The organism is Arthrobacter sp. K5 (assembly GCF_040448525.1).
Classification (GTDB): domain Bacteria; phylum Actinomycetota; class Actinomycetes; order Actinomycetales; family Micrococcaceae; genus Arthrobacter; species Arthrobacter globiformis.
Genome location: NZ_CP159279.1, coordinates 4,326,035 through 4,346,314 on the forward strand (window position 1 = coordinate 4,326,035; position 20,280 = coordinate 4,346,314).

At 59.8% G+C, this 20,280-nt stretch carries 16 protein-coding genes; 2 read left to right on the forward strand and 14 right to left on the reverse strand.

The window, feature by feature from the left end:
• Positions 1-29: 29 nt before the first annotated feature.
• From ABRP34_RS19755 to ABRP34_RS19775, 5 genes are all read right to left on the reverse strand, one after another.
• Entirely contained in the window at positions 30-1,718 is a 1,689-nt protein-coding gene (locus ABRP34_RS19755; protein ID WP_353711469.1) for an NERD domain-containing protein, read from the reverse strand.
• A 134-nt stretch (positions 1,719-1,852) separates the two neighbouring features.
• A complete protein-coding gene (locus ABRP34_RS19760) occupies positions 1,853-3,418 on the reverse strand; it encodes a hypothetical protein (protein ID WP_353711470.1) in 1,566 nt (521 codons plus the stop codon).
• Positions 3,419-3,428: 10 nt separating this feature from the next.
• Positions 3,429-4,430 (reverse strand): sigma factor-like helix-turn-helix DNA-binding protein, encoded by a 1,002-nt coding sequence (locus ABRP34_RS19765; protein ID WP_353711471.1) that lies wholly within the window; start codon positions 4,428-4,430, stop codon positions 3,429-3,431.
• A gap of 77 nt (positions 4,431-4,507) precedes the next feature.
• Positions 4,508-5,983, reverse strand: a complete 1,476-nt coding sequence (locus ABRP34_RS19770) for an ADP-ribosylglycohydrolase family protein (protein ID WP_353711472.1) — start codon at positions 5,981-5,983, stop codon at positions 4,508-4,510.
• Positions 5,980-6,942 (reverse strand): DUF6569 family protein, encoded by a 963-nt coding sequence (locus ABRP34_RS19775; RefSeq protein ID WP_353711473.1) that lies wholly within the window; start codon positions 6,940-6,942, stop codon positions 5,980-5,982. Before ABRP34_RS19775 ends, ABRP34_RS19770 begins: the two co-directional genes overlap by 4 nt.
• A gap of 97 nt (positions 6,943-7,039) precedes the next feature.
• On the opposite strand from ABRP34_RS19775, the gene ABRP34_RS19780 reads away from it, so the two are divergent.
• Entirely contained in the window at positions 7,040-7,705 is a 666-nt protein-coding gene (locus tag ABRP34_RS19780) for an NUDIX domain-containing protein (protein ID WP_353711474.1), read from the forward strand.
• A gap of 54 nt (positions 7,706-7,759) precedes the next feature.
• On the opposite strand, the gene ABRP34_RS19785 is transcribed toward ABRP34_RS19780, so the two are convergent.
• The 8 genes from ABRP34_RS19785 to ABRP34_RS19820 all read right to left on the reverse strand — a co-directional run bounded on the left by ABRP34_RS19785 (position 7,760) and on the right by ABRP34_RS19820 (position 18,873).
• A complete protein-coding gene (locus tag ABRP34_RS19785) occupies positions 7,760-9,367 on the reverse strand; it encodes an SIR2 family protein (RefSeq protein WP_353711475.1) in 1,608 nt (535 codons plus the stop codon).
• Between the two features lie 93 nt (positions 9,368-9,460).
• Complete coding sequence (locus ABRP34_RS19790) at positions 9,461-10,627, reverse strand: RNA polymerase sigma factor (protein WP_353711476.1); 1,167 nt, start codon at positions 10,625-10,627, stop codon at positions 9,461-9,463.
• Positions 10,628-10,697: 70 nt separating this feature from the next.
• Entirely contained in the window at positions 10,698-11,438 is a 741-nt protein-coding gene (locus ABRP34_RS19795; RefSeq protein WP_353711477.1) for an HNH endonuclease, read from the reverse strand.
• Between the two features lie 115 nt (positions 11,439-11,553).
• On the reverse strand, positions 11,554-13,134 hold the full coding sequence (locus ABRP34_RS19800) for an ATP-binding protein (RefSeq protein ID WP_353711478.1): 1,581 nt from the start codon (positions 13,132-13,134) through the stop codon (positions 11,554-11,556).
• Positions 13,134-13,604, reverse strand: coding sequence for an EcoRII N-terminal effector-binding domain-containing protein (locus ABRP34_RS19805; RefSeq protein ID WP_353711479.1), 471 nt, complete (start codon positions 13,602-13,604; stop codon positions 13,134-13,136). Before ABRP34_RS19805 ends, ABRP34_RS19800 begins: the two co-directional genes overlap by 1 nt.
• Positions 13,605-13,624: 20 nt before the next feature.
• Positions 13,625-15,436, reverse strand: coding sequence for a DEAD/DEAH box helicase (locus ABRP34_RS19810; RefSeq protein ID WP_353711480.1), 1,812 nt, complete (start codon positions 15,434-15,436; stop codon positions 13,625-13,627).
• Between the two features lie 78 nt (positions 15,437-15,514).
• Positions 15,515-16,759, reverse strand: a complete 1,245-nt coding sequence (dcm, locus tag ABRP34_RS19815; RefSeq protein ID WP_353711481.1) for a DNA (cytosine-5-)-methyltransferase — start codon at positions 16,757-16,759, stop codon at positions 15,515-15,517.
• 314 nt (positions 16,760-17,073) lie between these two features.
• A complete protein-coding gene (locus tag ABRP34_RS19820; protein ID WP_353711482.1) occupies positions 17,074-18,873 on the reverse strand; it encodes a hypothetical protein in 1,800 nt (599 codons plus the stop codon).
• Between the two features lie 405 nt (positions 18,874-19,278).
• Between ABRP34_RS19820 and ABRP34_RS19825 the strand changes: the two genes are divergently transcribed.
• Positions 19,279-19,872, forward strand: coding sequence for an NYN domain-containing protein (locus ABRP34_RS19825; protein WP_353711483.1), 594 nt, complete (start codon positions 19,279-19,281; stop codon positions 19,870-19,872).
• A 42-nt stretch (positions 19,873-19,914) separates the two neighbouring features.
• Here the strand turns inward: ABRP34_RS19825 and ABRP34_RS19830 are convergent, their stop codons facing one another.
• Positions 19,915-20,172 (reverse strand): hypothetical protein, encoded by a 258-nt coding sequence (locus ABRP34_RS19830; protein WP_353711484.1) that lies wholly within the window; start codon positions 20,170-20,172, stop codon positions 19,915-19,917.
• Positions 20,173-20,280: the final 108 nt, after the last annotated feature.

Below are 20,280 nucleotides of genomic sequence, written 5' to 3' on the forward strand. Positions count from 1 at the left end.
GTTGTGGTAGCGCGCTCAGGCCCAGAAGATCACTCCACAGGTGGCAGCCATGCCTCCGCCTTCGACAGCGCCAGCTTCAGCTCCCGGCCACCGGCTTCCTCCAGCAGTTCGCTCTCGCCGACCACCACCAACAGGCTCCGCGCTCGGGACAGGCCCACGTATAGCTGCTCCGCTGCGCGTTCCATGTCCTTGAAGCCGTTGACGCAGAGCACCACGACGGAACGCTCCAGCCCCTTGAACCCCAGCACGTGGCCGTAGAACACGTCGTTGTTGGCGTGGAAGTCGAGCCAATACTCAGCGATAGACCCGTTGTCGAAGCGCTCCTGATGGACCGGGTGCCGAGACTTGGTGGTCAGGAGGGCGATCTGGTTGCTCGCCCAGCCCTCATCCATGAGCGCGTCGATGCAGTCGTCCGCGGCACCGAGGGCGTCGTCGGTAAAGCACTCGACTCGCCGGACCGGAAGACCCGTGCCGCCCCGGGGAGTGAAGTGCTCGCCGGCGAACGACTTGAACGTCTCGGCGATCTTCCGCGTGTTGCGCAGGTTCTCGTCGATGTGGATGGGAACAAAGGTGGCCGTCGGGCCAAAGGTGAGGTCCGCCGTCGTGCCTCCCCATCTTTTGTAGACGTCCTGGCGGTCGTCCATGAAGGCGTAAACCTCGCTGTCCGCGGGATCCGTGGTGCAAGCGAGCAGCGCCTCCCACCACAGCGGGGCAAAGTCCTGTGCTTCATCGATGACGACGGCGTCCAGCCGCTCATGCGGCTCAAGCCCGGCTCCCAGCTCCTTGAGCATGCGGGGCATCTCGACGTCGAAGTAGTCCTGTCCCGTACCGTCCTCCACCCCCAGTCCGCGGACGTACTCGTGGAATTCGCCGGTGAAGACAGGCTGTTTGTGCCGCCAGCCGGATACCTGCGCCTGCAGGTACTGTCCAAGGCCCTTGTTGTAGCAGAAGAGCCCCACGCGCTTGCCTTCGCGGCAGAGCCGCCGGGCCTTTTCAAGGGCGAGCCAGGTCTTGCCACTGCCCGCACCTCCCGTGAACCTCACGCGCTTTAGCGACCTGGTGGCCTGCAGGAGCACAGCCTGCCGCTCGGTGAGGTGGTCCTGTGCGTCCTCGGCTTCCTGCGGATCCGATGAACCGGAGTCCGTGTTCAGATCACCGCTGAGGTGCCGCAGCATGCGGTCCACGAACGCTGGCGCCAAAGTGGTGGCTCCGCTGCCTTCGTGCTCGATGGCGTGCCGGATCAGGTCCGCCGGCGACTTCATGTCCGTCTGGTCGAGGATCAGTGCGCGGGGGCATCCGGCCATCTCCCAGTCCTTGGGGACGTCCGTATAGGGAAGGCTGACCAGATAGGCGAAGCGGCTGGTGAGTTTGGAACCCATCCGGCTCTCGAGCCAGTTCTTGAACGCATGCTGCGAGTTCTGGGACTGCGCCACCGGGCTCTGGATCCTGTGCTTGCCGCCCTTGTCGGACTGGTACCACTGCCCGTTTTCGACGCCGACCTTGCCGCCTTTGACCTCGATGGCCGCCATGCCGACGCCTGGCCACACCACCAGAAGATCGATCTCATGCTCGGCCCGGCCATCCCGCACCTGGACGGAATGCGCCAGCAGGCAGTCATCCGGCAGGCTCTTCTTCAGTGCCTCCCACACAGCCCGTTCGGCCGACTGGCCGTCACCGAATTCCGGTTTCTCCGGAATGCACCTCACTGCTGCCCCCATGCTGATGAATTGTCCTTTCCGTCATTCGCTGATTCAACGTCAATCGGCGCTGCTCGAGCGCTGCCCCGAACCAAATCCATTCAACTAGGCCATCGGTCCGGCCCTAACTACTATGGTCCTGATGCCCCGGTTACTTAGCTGGCATTTCGCACGCTCTGTACCACTCCTCGAAGCGCAGCGTCCAGCGTGACGCCGCTGGTGGGGCCGGAACCATCCGGAACCTGTCCGACGCTCCACGTCAGCTCGCTCGCCTCTACCGGGACGCGGCCGAAGCGGATTTCGTTGAGGATTTGTGCAGCGGCCTCCGTACGAGGCACGCCTGCCTTGTGCCAGTTCGCGTTATTTTCGTTTGGAGCCGACCAGCCGTCATCGGATAGGCGATGCGTGCTTAGGCGCCATTGGTGCGGGGTCAGACCGGCATCCGAGACAATTTCGCAGTACACCCCGTCGGTCCCGGTGGTCGCACGTGCGTACGGAGCGGGCTGTCGACCTTCGGGGGCGGCGTACCGAATGTGCAGGAAAGAATCGGCAGGCATAGCTTCAATGAGCTGGCCTATGAGTTTCCCGGCGGCCCGCCAGTCGTTGTCCAGGTTTTCCTCCCATTCCTCCAGCTCCTCCAACGTTCCCCAGCCGGAATCGTAGTCGACGTACTCAGGCTCCCCGTCGTCTGGTCTAGTTTCCTCTTGGCACTCCGGCGGAAGGACGGATTCCAGCGCTGCAGCCCAGCTCCCATAGCGGCGGATCAATTCCACCGCTGAGGGGCATTCGTGACGTATCGCCGTTTCGGCAATGACCCAACGATCGTAGATTTCGATGTCCATCGCATACCCGAATTCGATGCATTCTTCGGTAAAGCGGTCGAGGGCCTCAAAATAATCGAGCTCGCTGAAGCGGTCCTCGCCGGTGGCAAGGTGCAGACCCACTGTCCTCAGCGCTTCCTCCCAGAATCCATAAGCGAACCGTCGTCGGAGGGTAGATGCTGGAACCGGCCATGGATCTGCCGGATCGTTTGTGGTTGTGACCCGATGCCGGGAGAGCGTTTGGACTGTCTCATCGTAATCGGCGTAGGCGAGAGTCGTGATCGTTCGGGCTCGGATCGCGAGCGCCGTTGTCTCTATGACTGCCAGGATTTCAGCGAGGCGCCGGTAGGGGATGTTCGGGTGCAAGAGCTCCCTGAGCTTGGTAACGGCGGTAACCGAGATCTTGCCTAGCGCAAGCTCGTAGTCCGGTTCGATTCCGTGATATTTACCTGTGATGTAGAGCAGGCTGAGTTTGTCGCCCACCCGTCGCGGGGGGAGGGGTTCTTCAAGCTGCCCTCCAGGGACACCCGGAATGTGTAGCAGTTCGACGGCGATGTCAACATCCACATCGATTCCGAGGGCTGACAGAACTTTCGGTATGTCTTCCCTTGAAATGTCAGCTTCAAACAGCCTTTCGACCATGTCTTCGTGGCCAGCGAGCACCCCGGTGGTGGCAAGGCTTCGCCGTCGAATAGATCTTGAACGCTCGAGGTGGTCTCCGGAATCTGACTGGTCCGTAATCGTGTAGGAGATGTCATTGACGCTGCCGCCAAAAGCTGCCGCAAGTGTTCGAAACGGGTCGCCGCTCCGATAAGCCTTCCTCAACGCGCCAGGATCAACGAACCAGCCGGGCGGAGGAATGATGCCACTCATGACAGGGCCTGAATTTTTTGCCTCCATGACATCCCTTCTACTTCTGACCTGACCGGATAGCTTCCAGCCATGTCCCGTAGATATTCCGCACCGAGGCGCCGGATGGCCTGTTGCGCCCAGCAGCGATCTCGAGTTTGGCCCAAGCGTCGTATCGCTCGACTGTGGGCTTCAGACCCTTGCTGTTCATCTCCACGCAGAAGTCGCTGACGGCGTCGGCGTACTGGGTTTCCGTGAATTTTAGGAGACCCTTGCTGCGGCCGAGCGAGGATGTTCCGATTCCCATGGCCTCCAAGGCGTCATTCCAGCCGTGGAAGCGTTTGATCACAGTCTGGTGAGTGGGCGGCCAGGGTGTCGCACCTTGCCTGGACACGAGCCCGAAGGCGCCCACGAGCTCCTCGCGCAGGGCGTCATACCGCTTGCGGGTGATGCTGACGCCCGGGTTCTGCACTACATGCTCCTGGGCGGCACCGATGATTCCAAGGATTGTGGCGGTGTCCCTCGCAGAGACCTCCGCAGAAGAGAGAACGGCCCGCAGTTCGGTGACAACCTCAAGGTCAAGGTGAACAGCAGCGTAAGCAAAGTTGGGAGGCAGGCCCAGCTCCGAACCTAGGAGGTACCAGATGCCGGCAGCGATAACTTCCTTGGAAAAGATATCCTCGGCCTGGTACTTGTCGAAGACGATTGTGCACGACTTCAAGGCATCCTCGGCCAAGTCGACGTCAATCTCAGGGTAGAGGGCTTGCAGTTTCAGGATCGCGTCCGGCCGGGTGACACCGCGCCTGGCCATCTGACGAGCGAGGTCGAAGTACTGGGCAAGGAAAGATTCACGCGCAGCCTTAAGTGTGGCTTCCTTGGCCGCTATTCGCATCCGACGGGATTCCTCAGCGTTTGCACCGCCGACTTTGACGATGATCTGGCGGACGCGCTCGCGGGTGATGCCGAAGCTCTGCCCGATGGCGTCGAGGGTCTCACCGTTCGAGTAGCGCTCCACCATCGCGGCGTCTCGCTGCTCCCGACTGAGTTCAGGAGTTGTTGTCATGGTCACATTCTTATCAGTAGGTTCGGACAATTTCGCAAATGTGATGCTGGATTATCTGCCGCGCCGCCGGCTGGTGATTAGGGACGGTCCAGCAGCTTCAGGAACAACGGGTTCGGCCGTGCCCCGAGCAGAACGCGCCGCACCTCCTCCAGCGCTCGCCGGGGAGTCACGCCAGCCACCCGAGCCCCGTACAGCGCCGCCACCGTGGGCGTCCGGGACTCCGCCCGTACACAGTGCAGCAGGACGGTCTTGCCCTCCGCGCGGTAGCGTTCGACGGCGGCCGCCGCCTCCCGAAGCACGAAGTCAGGGTGAGCGTTGTCCCCGGTATCGAAGGAATCGACCACCCAGAACGTGGCGTGGTCGGCAGCACCGACAGCCGGCACATCGTCAATGCCCAGCCGACACAGCGACACCACGGCGTCGATCCCCAGCTCCGCCACCCGGGCGACGGAAGCAACACCGCCCAGCCATACGCCGTCGTCGTGCGGGTGCTGGACCAGCGCATCGGTTCGGCCCCACATGCTGTAGTCCTGGGTCACCGCCCGCGGCCAGGACTCCAGACGGCGGCCTTCGCCGCGGCCCAGCTCCATCCCGAGTGCCATCAGGTCGCGGGCCTGCAGCCCGGGCCAGCCGTGCAAGTGCCGGCGCCACTCGAACGGGACGGCCGAGTAGCCGTAGGCGGCGCCGAGCAGGCCGCCGGCGATGGCGGCCACCGTATCCGTGTCGCGGCCGCCCCGGACGGCCTCCTCCAGGGCCGCCCGGAGATGCGCGGGGCTGGTAGCCGAATCGGACGTGTGGTGGATTGCGCTCCACGCTCCCTGGAATGCCTCCACCACCCAGCCGTTGCGGGCGAAGTCCCGCGGCCGGGACCGTTCCGCCGCCTCGATGCGCTCCAGCCAGATCGCCGCCCGCCCGGCGGGCAGCAAAGCAAGCCCCGCCCGGACATCCAGCTCGCCGGTGAGCACCGCCTGCCGGATGGCGACGCACCACAGGCCGCAGGCCTCCTGCGCGTCAATATCGGTGTGGGTCAGGGAGCTGACCACTCCGGCCTGAGCCATGAGTTCGGCGGGACTGCGGTCCAGATAGGCAAGGGCCAGGGGAGCGGTGCGCATCAGTGAGCCGTTGCCGGCGCTCCGGCCGGTGCGGGCGTGGAACTCAGCGGCAGCGGCAGTGAAGTCACCGGCGTCGGCCTCGTTCCGGCCGGCGGCAGCGGCCAGCCGCCGGGCAGCAGCGATGACGGAGCTGGTCTGCGCGCCGACGTCCTTCGCCTCGGCGGCCCATCCCGCCCAGGCCCGGACAACAGCAGTCAGCACAGAACGGGACGCGGGCTCGGACGGGGAGTCCACCAGCGCCTCGGCGAGGGCGATGGCCATGGAGGTGTCGTCGGTCCACTCGGCGGGGGCGAAGCCGAACGGGCCGTCGCCCTTCATGCTCACCGGGGTGCCGTCGGGCAGCGGGGCGCCGAATTCGTAGCCGGCGCCGAGGGCATCGCCGGCGGCCAGGGTGACCAGGACGCCGGCGGCGCGGTCGTTCTGCAGTGGTTTCAGTTTCATGCGATCTCCATCAGGGGGTGGTGGGTGTTCCAGGCGGTCAGGTGGGCCAGCTCGGGTTCGCGGTGGGGGAGTGCGACGGCGACGCCCGCCGCCGCGAGGCGCCCAATGGTCTGCGCGATGTTGCGGCTGCGCAGGGTGCCGTGGTTCCGGATCTCCAGAGCCGGCAGGCCGCCGTCGAACGCTCCGAACTCCAGGGCCTGGACGGCGGCGGCGAAGTCGCGGGCACGCTGGCCGGGCATCGGGCCGGACGCCATTACGTGCGGGGGCAGGAGCTCCAGGTCCAGCAGTGCGGACTCGACCAGCTGGCGGTAGTGCCGGCGGAACAGCGTGTGGGTGCCGAAGACTTCCAGCAGGAGCGGCTGCGTGCCGAGCCCGATCACCACACCGCGCTGGCCCTCGAGGGGAGCCGGGGCGTCGTCCGCACCGAACCGGCGGTCCTTCCGTGGCTCGGCGGTGAACCGGTCCATGTGCTCCAGCAGCGAGCTGGTGGCTGACATGCCACGGGCGGCGTCGAACCGGGCAACCCGGTTCCAGATGCGGCCCTGCCGGTTGGCTCCGCCCGGGTCTGCCGGACTGGTGGCGAGTTCGGCCCGGACGTTCAGTGGGGCGCGGCGGGCCTGGCGGCGGTGGCTGTGGGTGCCTTCCCAACGGCCGGCCTCCACGCAGTAAGTATCAATGGTGCGGGTTTCGCCCGGGCCGAGGACGACGTCCCGGGCGCAGGTCCGGTGCTGCTGGCCGCCCTCGAGCAGCTCGCCTTCGAGCAGCAGGGCCGGGCGCGGACCGTTGTTGGTGACGGTGAGCCGGGGAACCTGCGGGCCGCTCGCCAGTTCGGTGACGGCGACGGCGGCGTGCGTGCCGGTGCTGATACCCAGCTCGCCGGCACTGCCGGTCCACACCGGAAAGACCGTGAGCGGACCGAGCACAGTGCCGGCCCCCACGTGCAGCTGCGGAACGTTCATGATGCCTCCTCCAGATCTTTAACTCAGATTTGAGCTAATTGCTTCAAGTATGCACGGCTTGAATCTTTAGCGCAATACTGAAATAAATAGTCTTGTGATGGCCCCGAAGAAAGCTCCTGCCCCGTCCCTGCTCGACTATCCGCGGCCGTCGGTGGCGGTGGACACTGCGGTGTTGACCGTCGCCGACGGGGCGCTCCGGGTTCTCCTGGTACGGCGGGGCGAAGAACATCATCACGGCGACTGGGCGCTGCCCGGTACCTTCCTGCGCGAGCGGGAAAGGCTGGCGGACGCCGTGCTGCGGTCCCTCCGGGAGAAGGCGGGGATCTCGGGCTGGGTGCCCCGGCAGCTGCACGTCTTCGACGATCCGGAGCGGGACGACCGGGGCTGGGTGCTCTCCGTCGCGCACGTGGACGTGGTGCCAGAGGCGGCTCTGGAGGACGCGCTGAAGTCCGACGGCGTTCGCCTGGCTTCCGTTTCCGGAGAACCGCAGCTAATCGCGGAGCTGCCGTATGGGCATGCGGAGATCGTGGCGAAGGCGGCGGAATGGATTCGGGCGGCTTACGCGGAGGCGCCCGATCCTAGGGCGCTGCTGGAGGAGCCGTTCACTCTGAAGGACCTGCGGGACCTGCACGAGATAGTGGCCGGCCGCTCACTGATGCGGGACACGTTCCGGCGGTTCATGGAGCCGCAACTGGTCGGGACGGGACAGATGTCCGACGGGACGCGGGGGAGGCCGTCGCGGTTGTGGCGGCGGAGCGGTTAGCTTTCGAAGGCTTTCTCTCACACGCTCTATCGCGTTAGACGGTTTTTGCTCAGGTCAGAGCTCCCCATCGTAAGAGGCATTCTCTGACCACCCCAGAGTTCTCAGCATCTCGTCGATTACACCGACCACGCTGCTTTCGCCAACAGCTGCAGGCAGCGTCTTGAGTTTGAGAATTTCATTCCTCAATTGTCTTTCCTTCATATTCAGACCGCCTTCATACCTAGGCGCCAAGAAGTAGGAGTGACTCGCCGTGGAATAGCAGGTCAATGCATCCAAAAAGATTTCAAGAGTTCGTGCCGGGTCGCTTGAGAATGGATAATCCATGGAAATGAAACTGAGTTTCTCCTTCCACGCGAGCTCTTGGAGGGGATCGGTGTTTAGAGTGAGTACGGTGCCGAGGCTCGTGGAGCTGCCATGATCATTAGGCATTGCACGACGAACGTCGTGAACAATTTCGTGGAAGTGGTCGTCCTTGAGACCGAAACCAACGAACAACAAATGGTGGGTCATCAGATGAGCCTTGACGAGAGCAGACAAGGCTTCCCGGTTCGCGTTGAATCCGAGGTAGTCATCGCGCGTGAGCACGATGGAATCAGGCTGTGCAACGGATCCATGAAGCTTCAGAAGCCAACGCGAGTCCGTTTCGGCCGGCGCTTGGGTCTCGTCCTCTCTCGGATCTTGGGGGATTACCGCCCGGCCCAGCCGAGCATCGGCGCATGCTCTCTCAAAGAGAGAATCGTAATTTAGCGTGATTGCTCCATCAGATGGCAGACGCGCTAGTAGGGTGGGTGCCAATCCGTACCTTTCAATTCGTACAAAACTCGACACGAGCGAGCCAAAAGACTCGTTCGCACCTACGCGGTTTGATGGCGGCGATTCGTGCAGGGATTGAAGGATGTTTGCTTGGTCGAGTGGGCTAAGTTTCCTGAACTGTTTAGCCATGCCGGGGTCAAGTCCCACGCTTTCGGCCAACTTTCCCAACAGTCCATCCCAAGACGGGGCCCCTGCGGTGATGCTCACGCCGGAGCCCAAGAATGGCACCAAGCGCCCGTTCCGCGCTTTGTGAGCAAGGGCCTTAGCGTGATCCAGGTGTACTCGGGAAAGCTGCAACCAATAGTCGCTCTCACTCCTGCGTATATCCTGCGCCAAGGCAAACGCTGCTTCGTCCTGAAGAACGAGAACGACGTCACACCCGAGCGTCGGCAACTCACTGAGAATCGTGCGGAGAATGGCACGCATAATCTCTCCTCGCTGGAGGTCACCCCCTCCCGCCGCAGTCCCGAAGAATGGAAGGGCTAGTAGGGGCACCTCTCTTGTTTCCGCCGTTGCCCTCCGCGGCATTTCCGAGACTGCGCGTGCGGCCTCCCGAAGAAAAGCGGCAATCCGCGGGCGCAGTTCGATGGCCGAGCGAACGCCCCCGACAGGGACCGAAGTGAACACGGGAACCGGTTCATTGGCAGGCCAGTCTAATGCCGCCACGGCATAAATTGTCCCGTCCCGGAAGGATGGACCCGCGGTTAGATTGGCAGCCTCAGAAAGGCCGGCAACGGCGTCCGTCCAAGTAGCCTCGATGTTCAAATCTTGATCCGTCGGAGCCAGCCAGCAGTCGCAGCGCAAGTTCAGGATGTTTCCCATTGCCACGAACAAATGTGATTCAGCCATAGTTCGTATTTTGTACCAGTGGCGCAGTGATCGGCCACTTGCCACGCTGCTCACGCGCGCAAGTATGGCGGAGGGATGCTCTTCGCACCGACCCTAATAGAGGTAGTCGCGTAGGACCCTAGACCGGCTTGGATGCCTCAGCTTGGACATGGTCGCCGATTCAATTTGGCGGATACGTTCACGCGTTAGACGGTAGACTTTCCCGATTTCGTCCAAGGTCTTCGGCTCGCCGTCGGTCAACCCAAAACGCATCGCCACGACCGTCGCTTCGCGTTCCGAGAGCGTATCCAGCACTGCACGGAGCTGATCCCGCAGGAAGCCATATTCGACTACCTCATGCACGCCGAACGACTCGACGTCTTCAACCATAGTAGATAGCGGGACCATCTCGCCGCGTTCAGAGATTACCTCTTCATCGAGGGAAATAGGATCAAATAGATAACCCTTATAGTCCTGCACCTGTTTCGGTGCGATGTCCAGCTCGAGGGCAAGCTCGATCGGCGTGGGTTCCCGTCCGAGATCATGCCACATTTGGCTCCGCACCTTTGAGAACTTGGCGAGGGTTTCCACCATGTGCACCGGGATGCGGATGGTGCGGCCTTGGTCGGCCATGGCGCGCGTAATGGCTTGGCGGATCCACCAAGTTGCGTAGGTGGAGAATTTGAAGCCCTTGGTGTAGTCGAACTTCTCGACCGCCCGAATCAGGCCCAGGTTGCCCTCTTGGATCAGGTCCAGGAACAGCATGCCGCGGCCCGTATAGTGTTTTGCCAGCGAAACGACGAGACGCAGGTTGGCCTCGAGGAGGTATTTCTTGGCGCGCCTGCCCTCATGGATGATGAACTCGAGCTCGCGCCTCAGTTTCGGATTCATGGAGCTAGCGTCGGCGGCGATCTTCTCTTCGGCGAACAGGCCCGCCTCGATACGAAGTGCAAGATCCACTTCTTGCTCTGCCGTCAGCAGGGCTACCTTGCCAATTTGCTTCAGGTAGTCCTTGACGGGGTCGGCCGTGGCGCCAGCCGACATGATCTGGGGGACCGGCGCGTCGTTGTCGTCAGCATCCGAGTAGGTGAAGCCCGGAGCGGTGGAGTAAATCGCGGGAGACTTGGTAGCCTGCCGCCTAGCGGCGCTGCGCCCGCCATCCAACGTTCCACTAAGCGTCACAACCAGATTTGCGAGCCACGCCGAGTTGCCGTCAGGCGCCTCGGCAGTCCCTGTTGTCCCGTTAGTATCGACGTCTGTCGATTCCTCTGCCCAGTGCAATATTTGCCCCCTGTAATCATGTCTGGTCAGATCCTAGCGTCGGGCGGGGACATTATCCTCGGTACTAGTTCTAAGACTGAGATGTCGATGCCGAGTAGGCGCGCGCGGCGGCAAGCTCTTGGGGGGTATAAGGGGGCCACCGCCTGTGCGCCATGCGGTGGCAATTAGCGCAAAGAGGTACTAACTCCGTTAGCGGGTCCACAGGGCGCGGCTTGTCCATGGAACTGACGGGTATCAGGTGATGTACCTCAACATAGCCGCGAGCTAAGCTACCGTAGCTCTGGTCAAAGTTGAATTGGCAGACAGTGCAGGATGTTCCGTGTACTGCAATCGCGGCAGCACGGTTAGCTCTGCTCCGTTCGTATCTGTTGGAGAGCACAGAGTACCTCTCGCCCTCAGAAGCGAAGGAGAAATCGACGTTGCCCACTTCTTGTGCGCTCTCCTGGTCGATGTCCAGAGGCAGGAGGCAGACTATGAAGCTGAACAGTGCTTCCGCGACCATCAGAACGTCAGAACTCGAGTCGTCAACCGATGCCTTCATTAGGCTGCCCGTGCACGTAAACGTCCGGACGCCCTGGTCTAACTCATTCAAATTCAGTGCTTCGATGAGGGTTCCATTGACGAGAACCTGGAACGTGGCTCCCAAGGACTCGTAGGCCCGTAATAGCTCGGCAACTTGGAGCCATTTTTCGGAGTCGGCCTCACCGATTACTCGAAGTAAATCGGCTGCCAGCCTGTCCAGTTTCAACTCTCCTTTGACCCGGCTCAGGAGAGGGGTCACTATGATGCTGAAGCCGTGGGGGCGAGACATCCCATGCAGGCGAAACTCGGTTATTCCTGTCCGAGCATCTGATGTTGTAGATATCGGCAGGTTAAGTGCGCTGCTTAGTGTACGCGCAAGCCCGTCCGCGTCCAATGCGGCAGACCTACTCTGAGTCCGGGGAGGGAAGATCCTCCACCAGTTTCTTCAGCGCCCTCGATACGTCGTACCGGATGTCTTCAAAAATTTCCCTAGTAGAGTCCTGCGCAGACCGGAACTCTGCGGATGCCAGTGCCCACAGCAGCGAATCGAGCGCCTGAATGGTGTTTCCTGAAGCTTGATTCGGTAGGTACACCTTCTCGTAGTAGGGATGCGACTTGCTGATTCTCACGCCCGGATTATTACCGATATAGGCCGGCTGATAGAGAATTCCGTCGCGGAGCTCATCGACTGCTTCCACGAAAACCCCTGAATTGGATTGCACGAAATCCACCTTAACGACGCCATGGTCATTACGAATCTCTGCTGTTCCTGAACTTTCGTCCGTGGACTGCAGCGTTGCGTTCGGAATTGCCTTTGACTTGTCCTGAATGGCCGCATTTGAAGGAGCATGTAGTTCGGGGTCCGTCATGTCCTTTACCCGCGACCGCTGACCGTCACGGTAGCGAATCTCGGCTTCGCGTCGAGGCGGTGTCAGGGCCTTGAAAACTACATCTGCAAGAGCCGTGTCGAGTATGATCGTGGACTTCTTGATATCAACCTGGAAGGCAAGATCAAGTTCGTGGTCGAAGGAAAGCTCTGCGCGGCATAATGTGAAGTGCGGCTCTTGGGCCCACATGTTGAGCCAGTCGGGCCCGTGAATCAGGCGATTCTCACGATAGACGTAGATGCCCTGAGTCTTGTTGCCCAAACGAGCCATGGCAGGTGCCCCCTCCCCGTGGGCCGCTTGGAGCTCGGTCTTGCGGGGCATCACGAAGGCTTTGAGGTGCATTGTCGTCGTCTTGTCCCCAAGATCCACCGGAATAGATACGTCAAGGAGCTTGTCAGAGCCGAATCCGAAAGGGTCCCAAGCCTCGATGGGCGCCTGATTCAGGGATATTTCAACAGTGCTGGCTCGCTTGTCGGAAGGATCGAGAAATCGCTGGAATACCATCGCCAGGTGGTCACGGAGGGAAGATACATGTCTTTTGATGGCGCCTTGGGCCCGGTCTCCGGCGGGATCCTTGTAGTCGCGGATCAATCGGTCGATCTTCTCCCAGCGCACGACCGTTCCTGTGCCCGTGGTGTGTCTCTCCAGCAGGCCAGCATCAACGGGGTCAGCCTTGGAATCGACAGATACTTGCCACCCCTGGCTCGGGACTAGGTCCAAATCCCAGATAGCAGTGGCCGCCGGAGAGTCGATTCCTGATTTTGAAGTGAGTTTGAGTCGACGCGCGAAAGAAGTGGAGGCAGTCTTAAGTCCTAGGCCGAATTTGCCAAGACTGGATGGATCTGGACGGCGGGCTGAGCCATACTTAAGAGCGTTAACCAGCCCGCTCCGGTCCATTCCAACGCCATTATCGGTGACGCTAAAGCGCACCTTCCCGCGGGGATCGAGTTTGAGTTCTACTGACACGGAATCGGCACCAGCGGCAATTGAGTTATCGACAATATCGGCAACTGCAGTGTTCAGTATATAACCGGTGTCTCGTAGCGATTCAGTGATGCGCTCGGGATCGGGTGTGACTTCGAATAATTCAGCAGACACTATTTCTTCCTCCTGGAGACGGCACTCCATGTGCCGGAAAGCCTGATTGTTTCATAAGTATGTGACAGTTCTTCGATTGCCCCAGTGCTTTGAGAAACCAAAGTCTCGTCGGGTAGGGCTTGTTCGTTCGAGTGGACTAGCTCAATGGTCCACCGCCCAGTCAGAGTTCGACCAAGATGCAAAGTATCGCCGACCGATGCTTGGTGTTGCTTGAAGTATGGCGTCAGACCGGTCAACCGATACTCGTTCCTAGTGGAACGACCGTGAAGTTTTCCGTTGTAATAGATGAAGTTCAGTGCCCACTCATCTATGCCATGGGTTTCTCTGAATAGCAGCGACTGCCTTGGGTTGTATTGCGTTGCGTCCAGAGCCGGAAAGAACGCCAGCATTGCATCTTGTCTTGGGACGGCAATGCCAGCTTGATGAGAGCCCGTCTTACCAACGTCATTCGGAGTGAGCACTTTGCTCACGGAAGCAGTTATTGTAGCTGTCATATCGAGCTCCCCTTTGGACTCCTCATTAGCATCTCTTCAAGTTCTCGGGTGCTGGGCAACTCCTCGGCCGCCTTCAACCCATGTGCTGAAAGGACCCGCTTCGCCTGGACCCGCTCCAGCATTAACTCTTCCACCGTGTCCTTGTAGTAAAGGGAATAAACAAAAACTGGCTTGTCCTGCCCTCGCCTGTAGGAGCGCGCGGACGCTTGGTCAATGGTTGCCGGGTTCCATTCAGGAGTGAAGTGAATGACGTAGTTAGCCGCTTGAATGTTGATGCCGACCCCGGCAGCCTTTGGGTTCAGCACCAAAATCGCAGGGCCAGGGAAGTGCGTAAATTCATCGATTTTCGACTGTCGTTCACGGATGGGCACTTGGCCGTCGAGTCGAGATACAAAGGCGGAAGTAAAACGGCTCAGGAGATCTTGTTGGATCTCATCAATGGTCGATGTAAACGAGGCGAAGAGGAGGACCTTGCAGTCGCGACTGAAAGCTTCGGCGATGATCTGCAGAGCCCGTTCGTACTTGGGGTTTCCGGTGGTTATGGGAGGGTTGGCGCCGTCTAAACATCTTAAGGATGAACAGGCTTGTCGTAGGTAGCCGACCTTGGCCAATGGGGGCATCGACTCGTCCAGCCGAATTCTTTCGTATTCCAGCGCGAGCAAATTGCTGGCGTGAACAGGTACCGCAGAGTCGGTCCGCGCCGGAAGGTCATCAGCAACCTCGCTTACTCTCCTCCTAATAATCAGCGGAGCCACTCTTCGTCCGAGCTCGAGGGCAGCGAGAGCCTCGTCGGGATATTGGATTTTGAAGTCATCAAGAGACGACAGATGATCAGGGGCAACTAGCGCCATAATAGACCACAGGTCGGTGAGTGAGTTCTCTATCGGTGTACCGGTTATTGCGATTATTGTCCTTGAATTCAAGCGCTTCAAAACTTGAGATCGCTGGGCTTGGGGATTTTTGATATTTTGCGCTTCATCGACAGATATTGCGGTCCATTTTATCGCTCGCAACATGAACTCATCACGAATTAGGAGGTCAAATGACGTCACTACGACATCAAAGCCCCTTAGAACAGACGGATCGCCGGTGCGTTGGGGGCCCGCGTGCTCGTAAATGCTCAGATGGGGGGCAAATCGACTGAGCTCACGGCACCAGTTAGCCGTAGTAGACGAGGGAGCTACGACAAGCGATGGGGACCCGTTGTTCCTGGTCATCCACGACATCAAAGCGATTGCTTGGATGGTCTTGCCCAAGCCCATCTCATCGGCGAGTAGACAACCTAATCCTTGGGTTGCCATAGACGTCAACTTTGATACGCCCGTAGCTTGGTAAGGATAAAGAACCGCATCCACCAGTTCCCCGGGAACGCTGCGCAGTGCCTCAGGCCGCGCTTGAACGACCCCCTTGGGGTGCTCACCCTCGAAATATTCGACGTCAAGTTCGCTGTGCCAGAGTAGCCACAGTTCCTGTGCCTCGCTGAGCTCCTGCGACAGCACTATCCCGCGTGATCCGAGAGCTTTGGCCGTGCGATCGAAGTGCCCCTGGTCGGTGGCGAACCATTGACTCCCGATGATTTTTTGGTCCGTTGCGGGCCAAGTATCGACTAGTGGCTGATCTGCCGCATTGACGGCTCGCAGGGCAAGATAACTGCCGCCGGAGTCCGCGGAAAGAAGAACTGGCTGGAGCTGGAGCAGGTCGGCTGAAAAATCCAGGTGTGGCAAGTCGGAAGACGGCCTGTTGCACTTGCTGCCACCGATCTCTTGGAGGCCTTCGTACTCGGCGGACCAGACATCGATGCCTTTCACATCCAAGACGCCAGACTCAGTCCTGAACACCAACCCCTTAGCGGCGTCGGACTCCCATGCCCCCACAGCCGTCATTGCCTACGATGCCTCCGCTAGTCCATTTTTCATTGTCAGAATATCGAGATGCTGAACCATTTGAGTTGCCAGTGACTCTATTACAGGCACCACCACTGAGTTGCCGAATTGACGGTAGGCCTGCGTGTCGCTAACCGGGATGCGGAAGGTGTCAGGGAAACCCATCAGCCGAGCACATTCACGGGGGGTGAGTCGCCTCGGGTTGTCGCGCGGACCGCGCGACACGAGTATTTCGGATCCGTCTTTGTGGTAACGAGCTGAGAGGGTCCTAGTCGTGTTCCCGGGCTCGACGAGTCCGTAGCCAAAACCGTTGCCTGCAAGACGATGCTTTTCGGCGTACCTCTGGAGGTACGACCATAGCTTATCGCTGAGTACGTAGCGATCTGCGACTGCTCCACTGTCAGTATCGATATACGGAAGGTCCGCCTCGAGAGGGTTGTACTCTGAGTGCAGGATCTGCCCCACTTCACCGATCCGCTTGTGGGGTTCAATCAAACTCCAGTCCCATTCGACAGAAGATTCAAATCCAATGATATAGATGCGTTCTCTGTGCTGTGGCACGAAGCCCTTGGCGTCGACTACCTTGTATTGAATGGAATAGCCTAGGTCCTTTTCGAGCACCTCTTTGATTACGGCGAAAGTGCGGCCCTTGTCGTGGCTAATCAGGTTCTTGACGTTTTCTAGTAAGAATGCTTTCGGACGTTTTTTGTCTATTAGTTCAGCAACATTGAAGAACAGTGTTCCCTGAGTCTTGTCCAAGAATCCGTGGTCGCGGCCTAGCGAGTTTTTCTTCGAGACGCCAGCTAGGGAGAAAGGCTGGCACGGAAAGCCAGCGGCAAGGATGTCGTGGTCGGGGACGTCTGCCGCATCCACTGAGTTAATGTCGCCTAGGACTTGGTGGCGTGAGTCGTGATTGGCCATATAAGTCTTGACGGCGAACTTGTCCCATTCACTAGTGAAAACGCATTCGGCCCCGGCACGTTCCAGCCCGAGCCGGATGCCGCCAATGCCGGCAAAAAGGTCAACGAATCGGTAACTGCCCGATGTGTCGGGTACTTCTGTCGGCCAAACCCCATAGAAGCTATCCAGCGCCGGGGCCAGGAGAGCAGGGACCGGCGTCGCATCAGCTATCCACCGCTCGATCGTCCTCGTCGAGTGCCCTAGTACTTGGGCGACCTCGCGGGTTCCATGCAATTTGGCAAGGGTGGTGAGTCTCTGACGCGTTGCCGCGGATGGTTCGCTCTTCATAGTCATCCATTCTGGGCCACTCCACCGACATTCTGTCGCAAGACGCTCCCAGCGATGTTGGGGCGGTTCGGTGATGCTCGTCTCATCGGTGGGTAGTATGGCGGGAGATTGCTAGGTCAGTACCACGCTCCCTCTGCCTTTCAAGCTCACTACGGAAGCGGATAGCGACCACCTGGAAACTGCCCGACCGATGCCCGCGGATGTGTTCGGCGGCGGTCGTGCCGTGACTGCCCTCCACTCCGCGTCATAACGACTTTATGTCCGAGAGTCCTCGAGGCTGACGGCGGCCTCCATGGATCGCCCACTGGCCACCTCTACTTTTCGCGCAAGATCGTCACCGTCGGCATGCATTCAATGTCCCCCACGTTGTAGCCTCCGCGAATGTGAGGGCTTACGTACACGTTTTTCGGATCGTTCACGGAGCTCCCCGGCGCCCGACGTAAGAAGCCCCGGACGGCATGGGCGGCTCTTCCGCCATAGTTCGAGAAGAAACCCTCTCGAAGGCCCCCCGTAACGAACCCGTCCTCAATCACCACGGGGACCAGCCAGTCACTATGTGGTTTGTAGGTGAGATTTCGTTGCGAATGCGCCGGTGGGCCATCGAGGTAGTTTCGCCTGCGCGGAAGGTCGTCGGTCGGTGACACTCGCCGAATATGAATTCCCTTCCGTAACTTGACCGCAGCTTCAGCCATGAACTGAGCGTCCTCGCGGTCGGAATCTTGCAGTCTTGCTCCCCGGGCAACCGATATGACACGCCCTCGGAGCGGCACATATAGCCCGCGCTCGATGCCGAAAACCCAATCCGTTATCGCTCCAAACGTGACGATTGCTAGTTTGCTGCCATGTCCTTCCACGTGCCAGAAGATGAACCGGCTCTTGCCCAAATCCGTGAGCACGCCGGTATGCATGGGACGTAGGTTTGCGAGCGCGTGTGTCAGCGTGCTTGGTGAGTCGGTTCGGCAATTCTTTCGCGCGGCGGACCGAAGGGTGTTGCTGACTTCATGGTAGGCGAAGAGCCCGAACTTCCCGTGGCATACGATACGCATCAAGCCTCGGAGGGAATGGTCGGTAATGCGGGTGGTCGCGGTGTCTCCTGGAAAGGAGCGAGCAATTTGCTCATCCAAGCCGAGTACAGCGCTAAGCTCGCGGAACAGGACAGCATGGTCTTTAGGGGCAAAACCCCCAAGAGTTTGCTGGAGCGCTTCGACTTCCAGTGATCCTTTGCCGATGTTTGTGACAAGGGGCGGCGCATCCGGTGCCACCTTCAAGCCGCCGATGATCGGTTTGTTGTCTGGGTCCAGCTCCACTGACTTAGAGCGCGTGACCTGTGCGCGCTGGATATCAACGACGGGGGCGGGCTTCGGTGGCGTAAGTGCGACGGTAGCGGATAATTGCGCTGCCTTATTCACGGGGAGGATCCGCGAGTTGGAAGCCAACTTAAACGCATACTCAGGAATAGCTTTCCCCGTGATGGCACTTGCCGTGGATGGCCGATTCTGCCGGGTCGCAGCCTTGAGGCCATCCACCGTGGACGCTTGTTTCCGTGTCAAGGCAGATGTTCGGATCTCGCCAACAGCAGGCCCGGCTGCTCGCACCAGCCTTCCTGGCCAGCGGGCAGCGAAGCGCCGCAAGTGGTCAGCTTCGACTTCGAATAGCGTAAATGCTTCCCGTTCACCCTGGACGGGAATCCCGGCTCGCCTGGCTTCGATTGCCAACAGGTGAAGGTCGACTTCCAGCTCCGACGCCAGGAGTCCGAGGGGTAGCGTCGGACGTGCAGCGGACGAGCTCGACGCGTTCCATTTATCGCGTACGGCCTCCGCTTCCCTGACCGTCAGTCCGGACGCGGAGGATTTCTTCGCGGACCCGAGCTGGCGCAGGATCATCAGGACATCTGAAACCTGGCAGCCCACGATTCTAGCGACCTCTGAAACCGGAAGGCTGCTGCGATCCGCAAACGTCACAGAGGACGTGGTCGCTCGTAGAGGTTGTGCGTCGGGCTCAACTCCCAAGGCTTCCTGCTTGAACTTTCGCAGCGCAGCTTGTTGCTCCTCGTCGAGCCGGGCCATACGTCCCCCAGTTTGTTGTTGCAATATCGGCGTAAGAATATCGGACACCCGCACATTTCGCGGAGGCCTCGCAGGGCGTCCTCAGATGGAAGGAGGGGGACGGACTACGTTGACAGCCCCTCACAGGTCTCGGTGGCCCACGGTCCGGAGCAACAGACTGCTGGTTCTGCCCGCCAGCTGCTCCGCCTGTCACTGACCTGGCCTTGTTCGTGTGGAAGCCGGTTGGCGTTTGATTTGACAATTCCAGCGCCCTGCCTCATAGTGTTGAACACGGAACTCCCTGTGCCTCCATGGTGCGGGGCTTCTTTCGTATATGGCTAGAATGCTTATTTTGGTTCCGGTCGGAATTGGCGAAAGGAGACGTTGGTAGTTCCGTCCAAAGTTTTGAATATCCGTCAATCTATATGCCGTCACCTCATGGTGGCGGCTTCACCTGTTAAAGGAGTAAATAATATGGAAAAAATCGCAGTTTTTCTTGATTATTCAAACGTCCACCTTGTCGGCCATGATCTCTTCGCCCGTGATTTCGAGAAGTGGACAACGCATATCTCTCCTCGCAAAGTAGCAGAAGCCGTTCGGTCCAAGCGCACTAAGGAGTGCGAACTGGCTGGCGTTTTTCTCTATAGGGGGAGCCCGCAAAGGTTTCTGGATCCAGAAGCCACTAAGGTTTTCCGGGATGAGCAACAACGCTGGGGCGCCGACCCCTTGGTTCATGCCACGTATCTGCCTCTCCACTACGCCAACTATCGCGTCCAGCCTAAGGAAGCTGGCGTCGATGTTCGCCTGAGCCTGGACTTGGTGAGGATAGCGGAGTCCCATCGGTTCGACACGGTCATACTTTTCTCAGGGGACAGCGACTGCTTTCCGGCAGTGCAAGACGTCCTCAAGAGCACAACTCATCTCGAGCTTGCAGCCTGGTCAGACGGCAAGAGGTGCCCCGGTAATCGCATGTTTCAACTCGCCAGGCAGTTTCGACTGTGGACCCACCACCTTTCGGAGGATGACTTCTGGGACTGCCAAGACAACGCCGTTTCGAGTGCCGCTTAACCAACAACTATCGAAGGAACCACAATGCAGTTGCATCTTGTTTCATGCTCGGGCCTTGTTGGGAGCTTGCGCGGTCAGACCGTCGCGCTGACCGGGAAAGTCTTCGTAGACGGGGAGCACATTAAGCGAGACGAGCTCGCGAAAAAGCTGCGAACCTATGGTGCAGGGTACAGGACAGTCCTGACTGGCCAGATCTCTCTGGTCGTACATGGTGACCTCTCTGGCCAGATTGTCAGCAACATGAGGCGTCAACTCAGCCGGAAGCTGATTGACATCATGGGTCAGGAACGCCTTGGCCACCACGTGTGCGTGGTTAGCTCCGAGGGGTTCTCAGCATTGCTGAAGGGCAGCCCGGCGAAGTGTTTTCATGACGAGCTCATTGGCAGCGTAACTCCAGTCTGAGTCCTC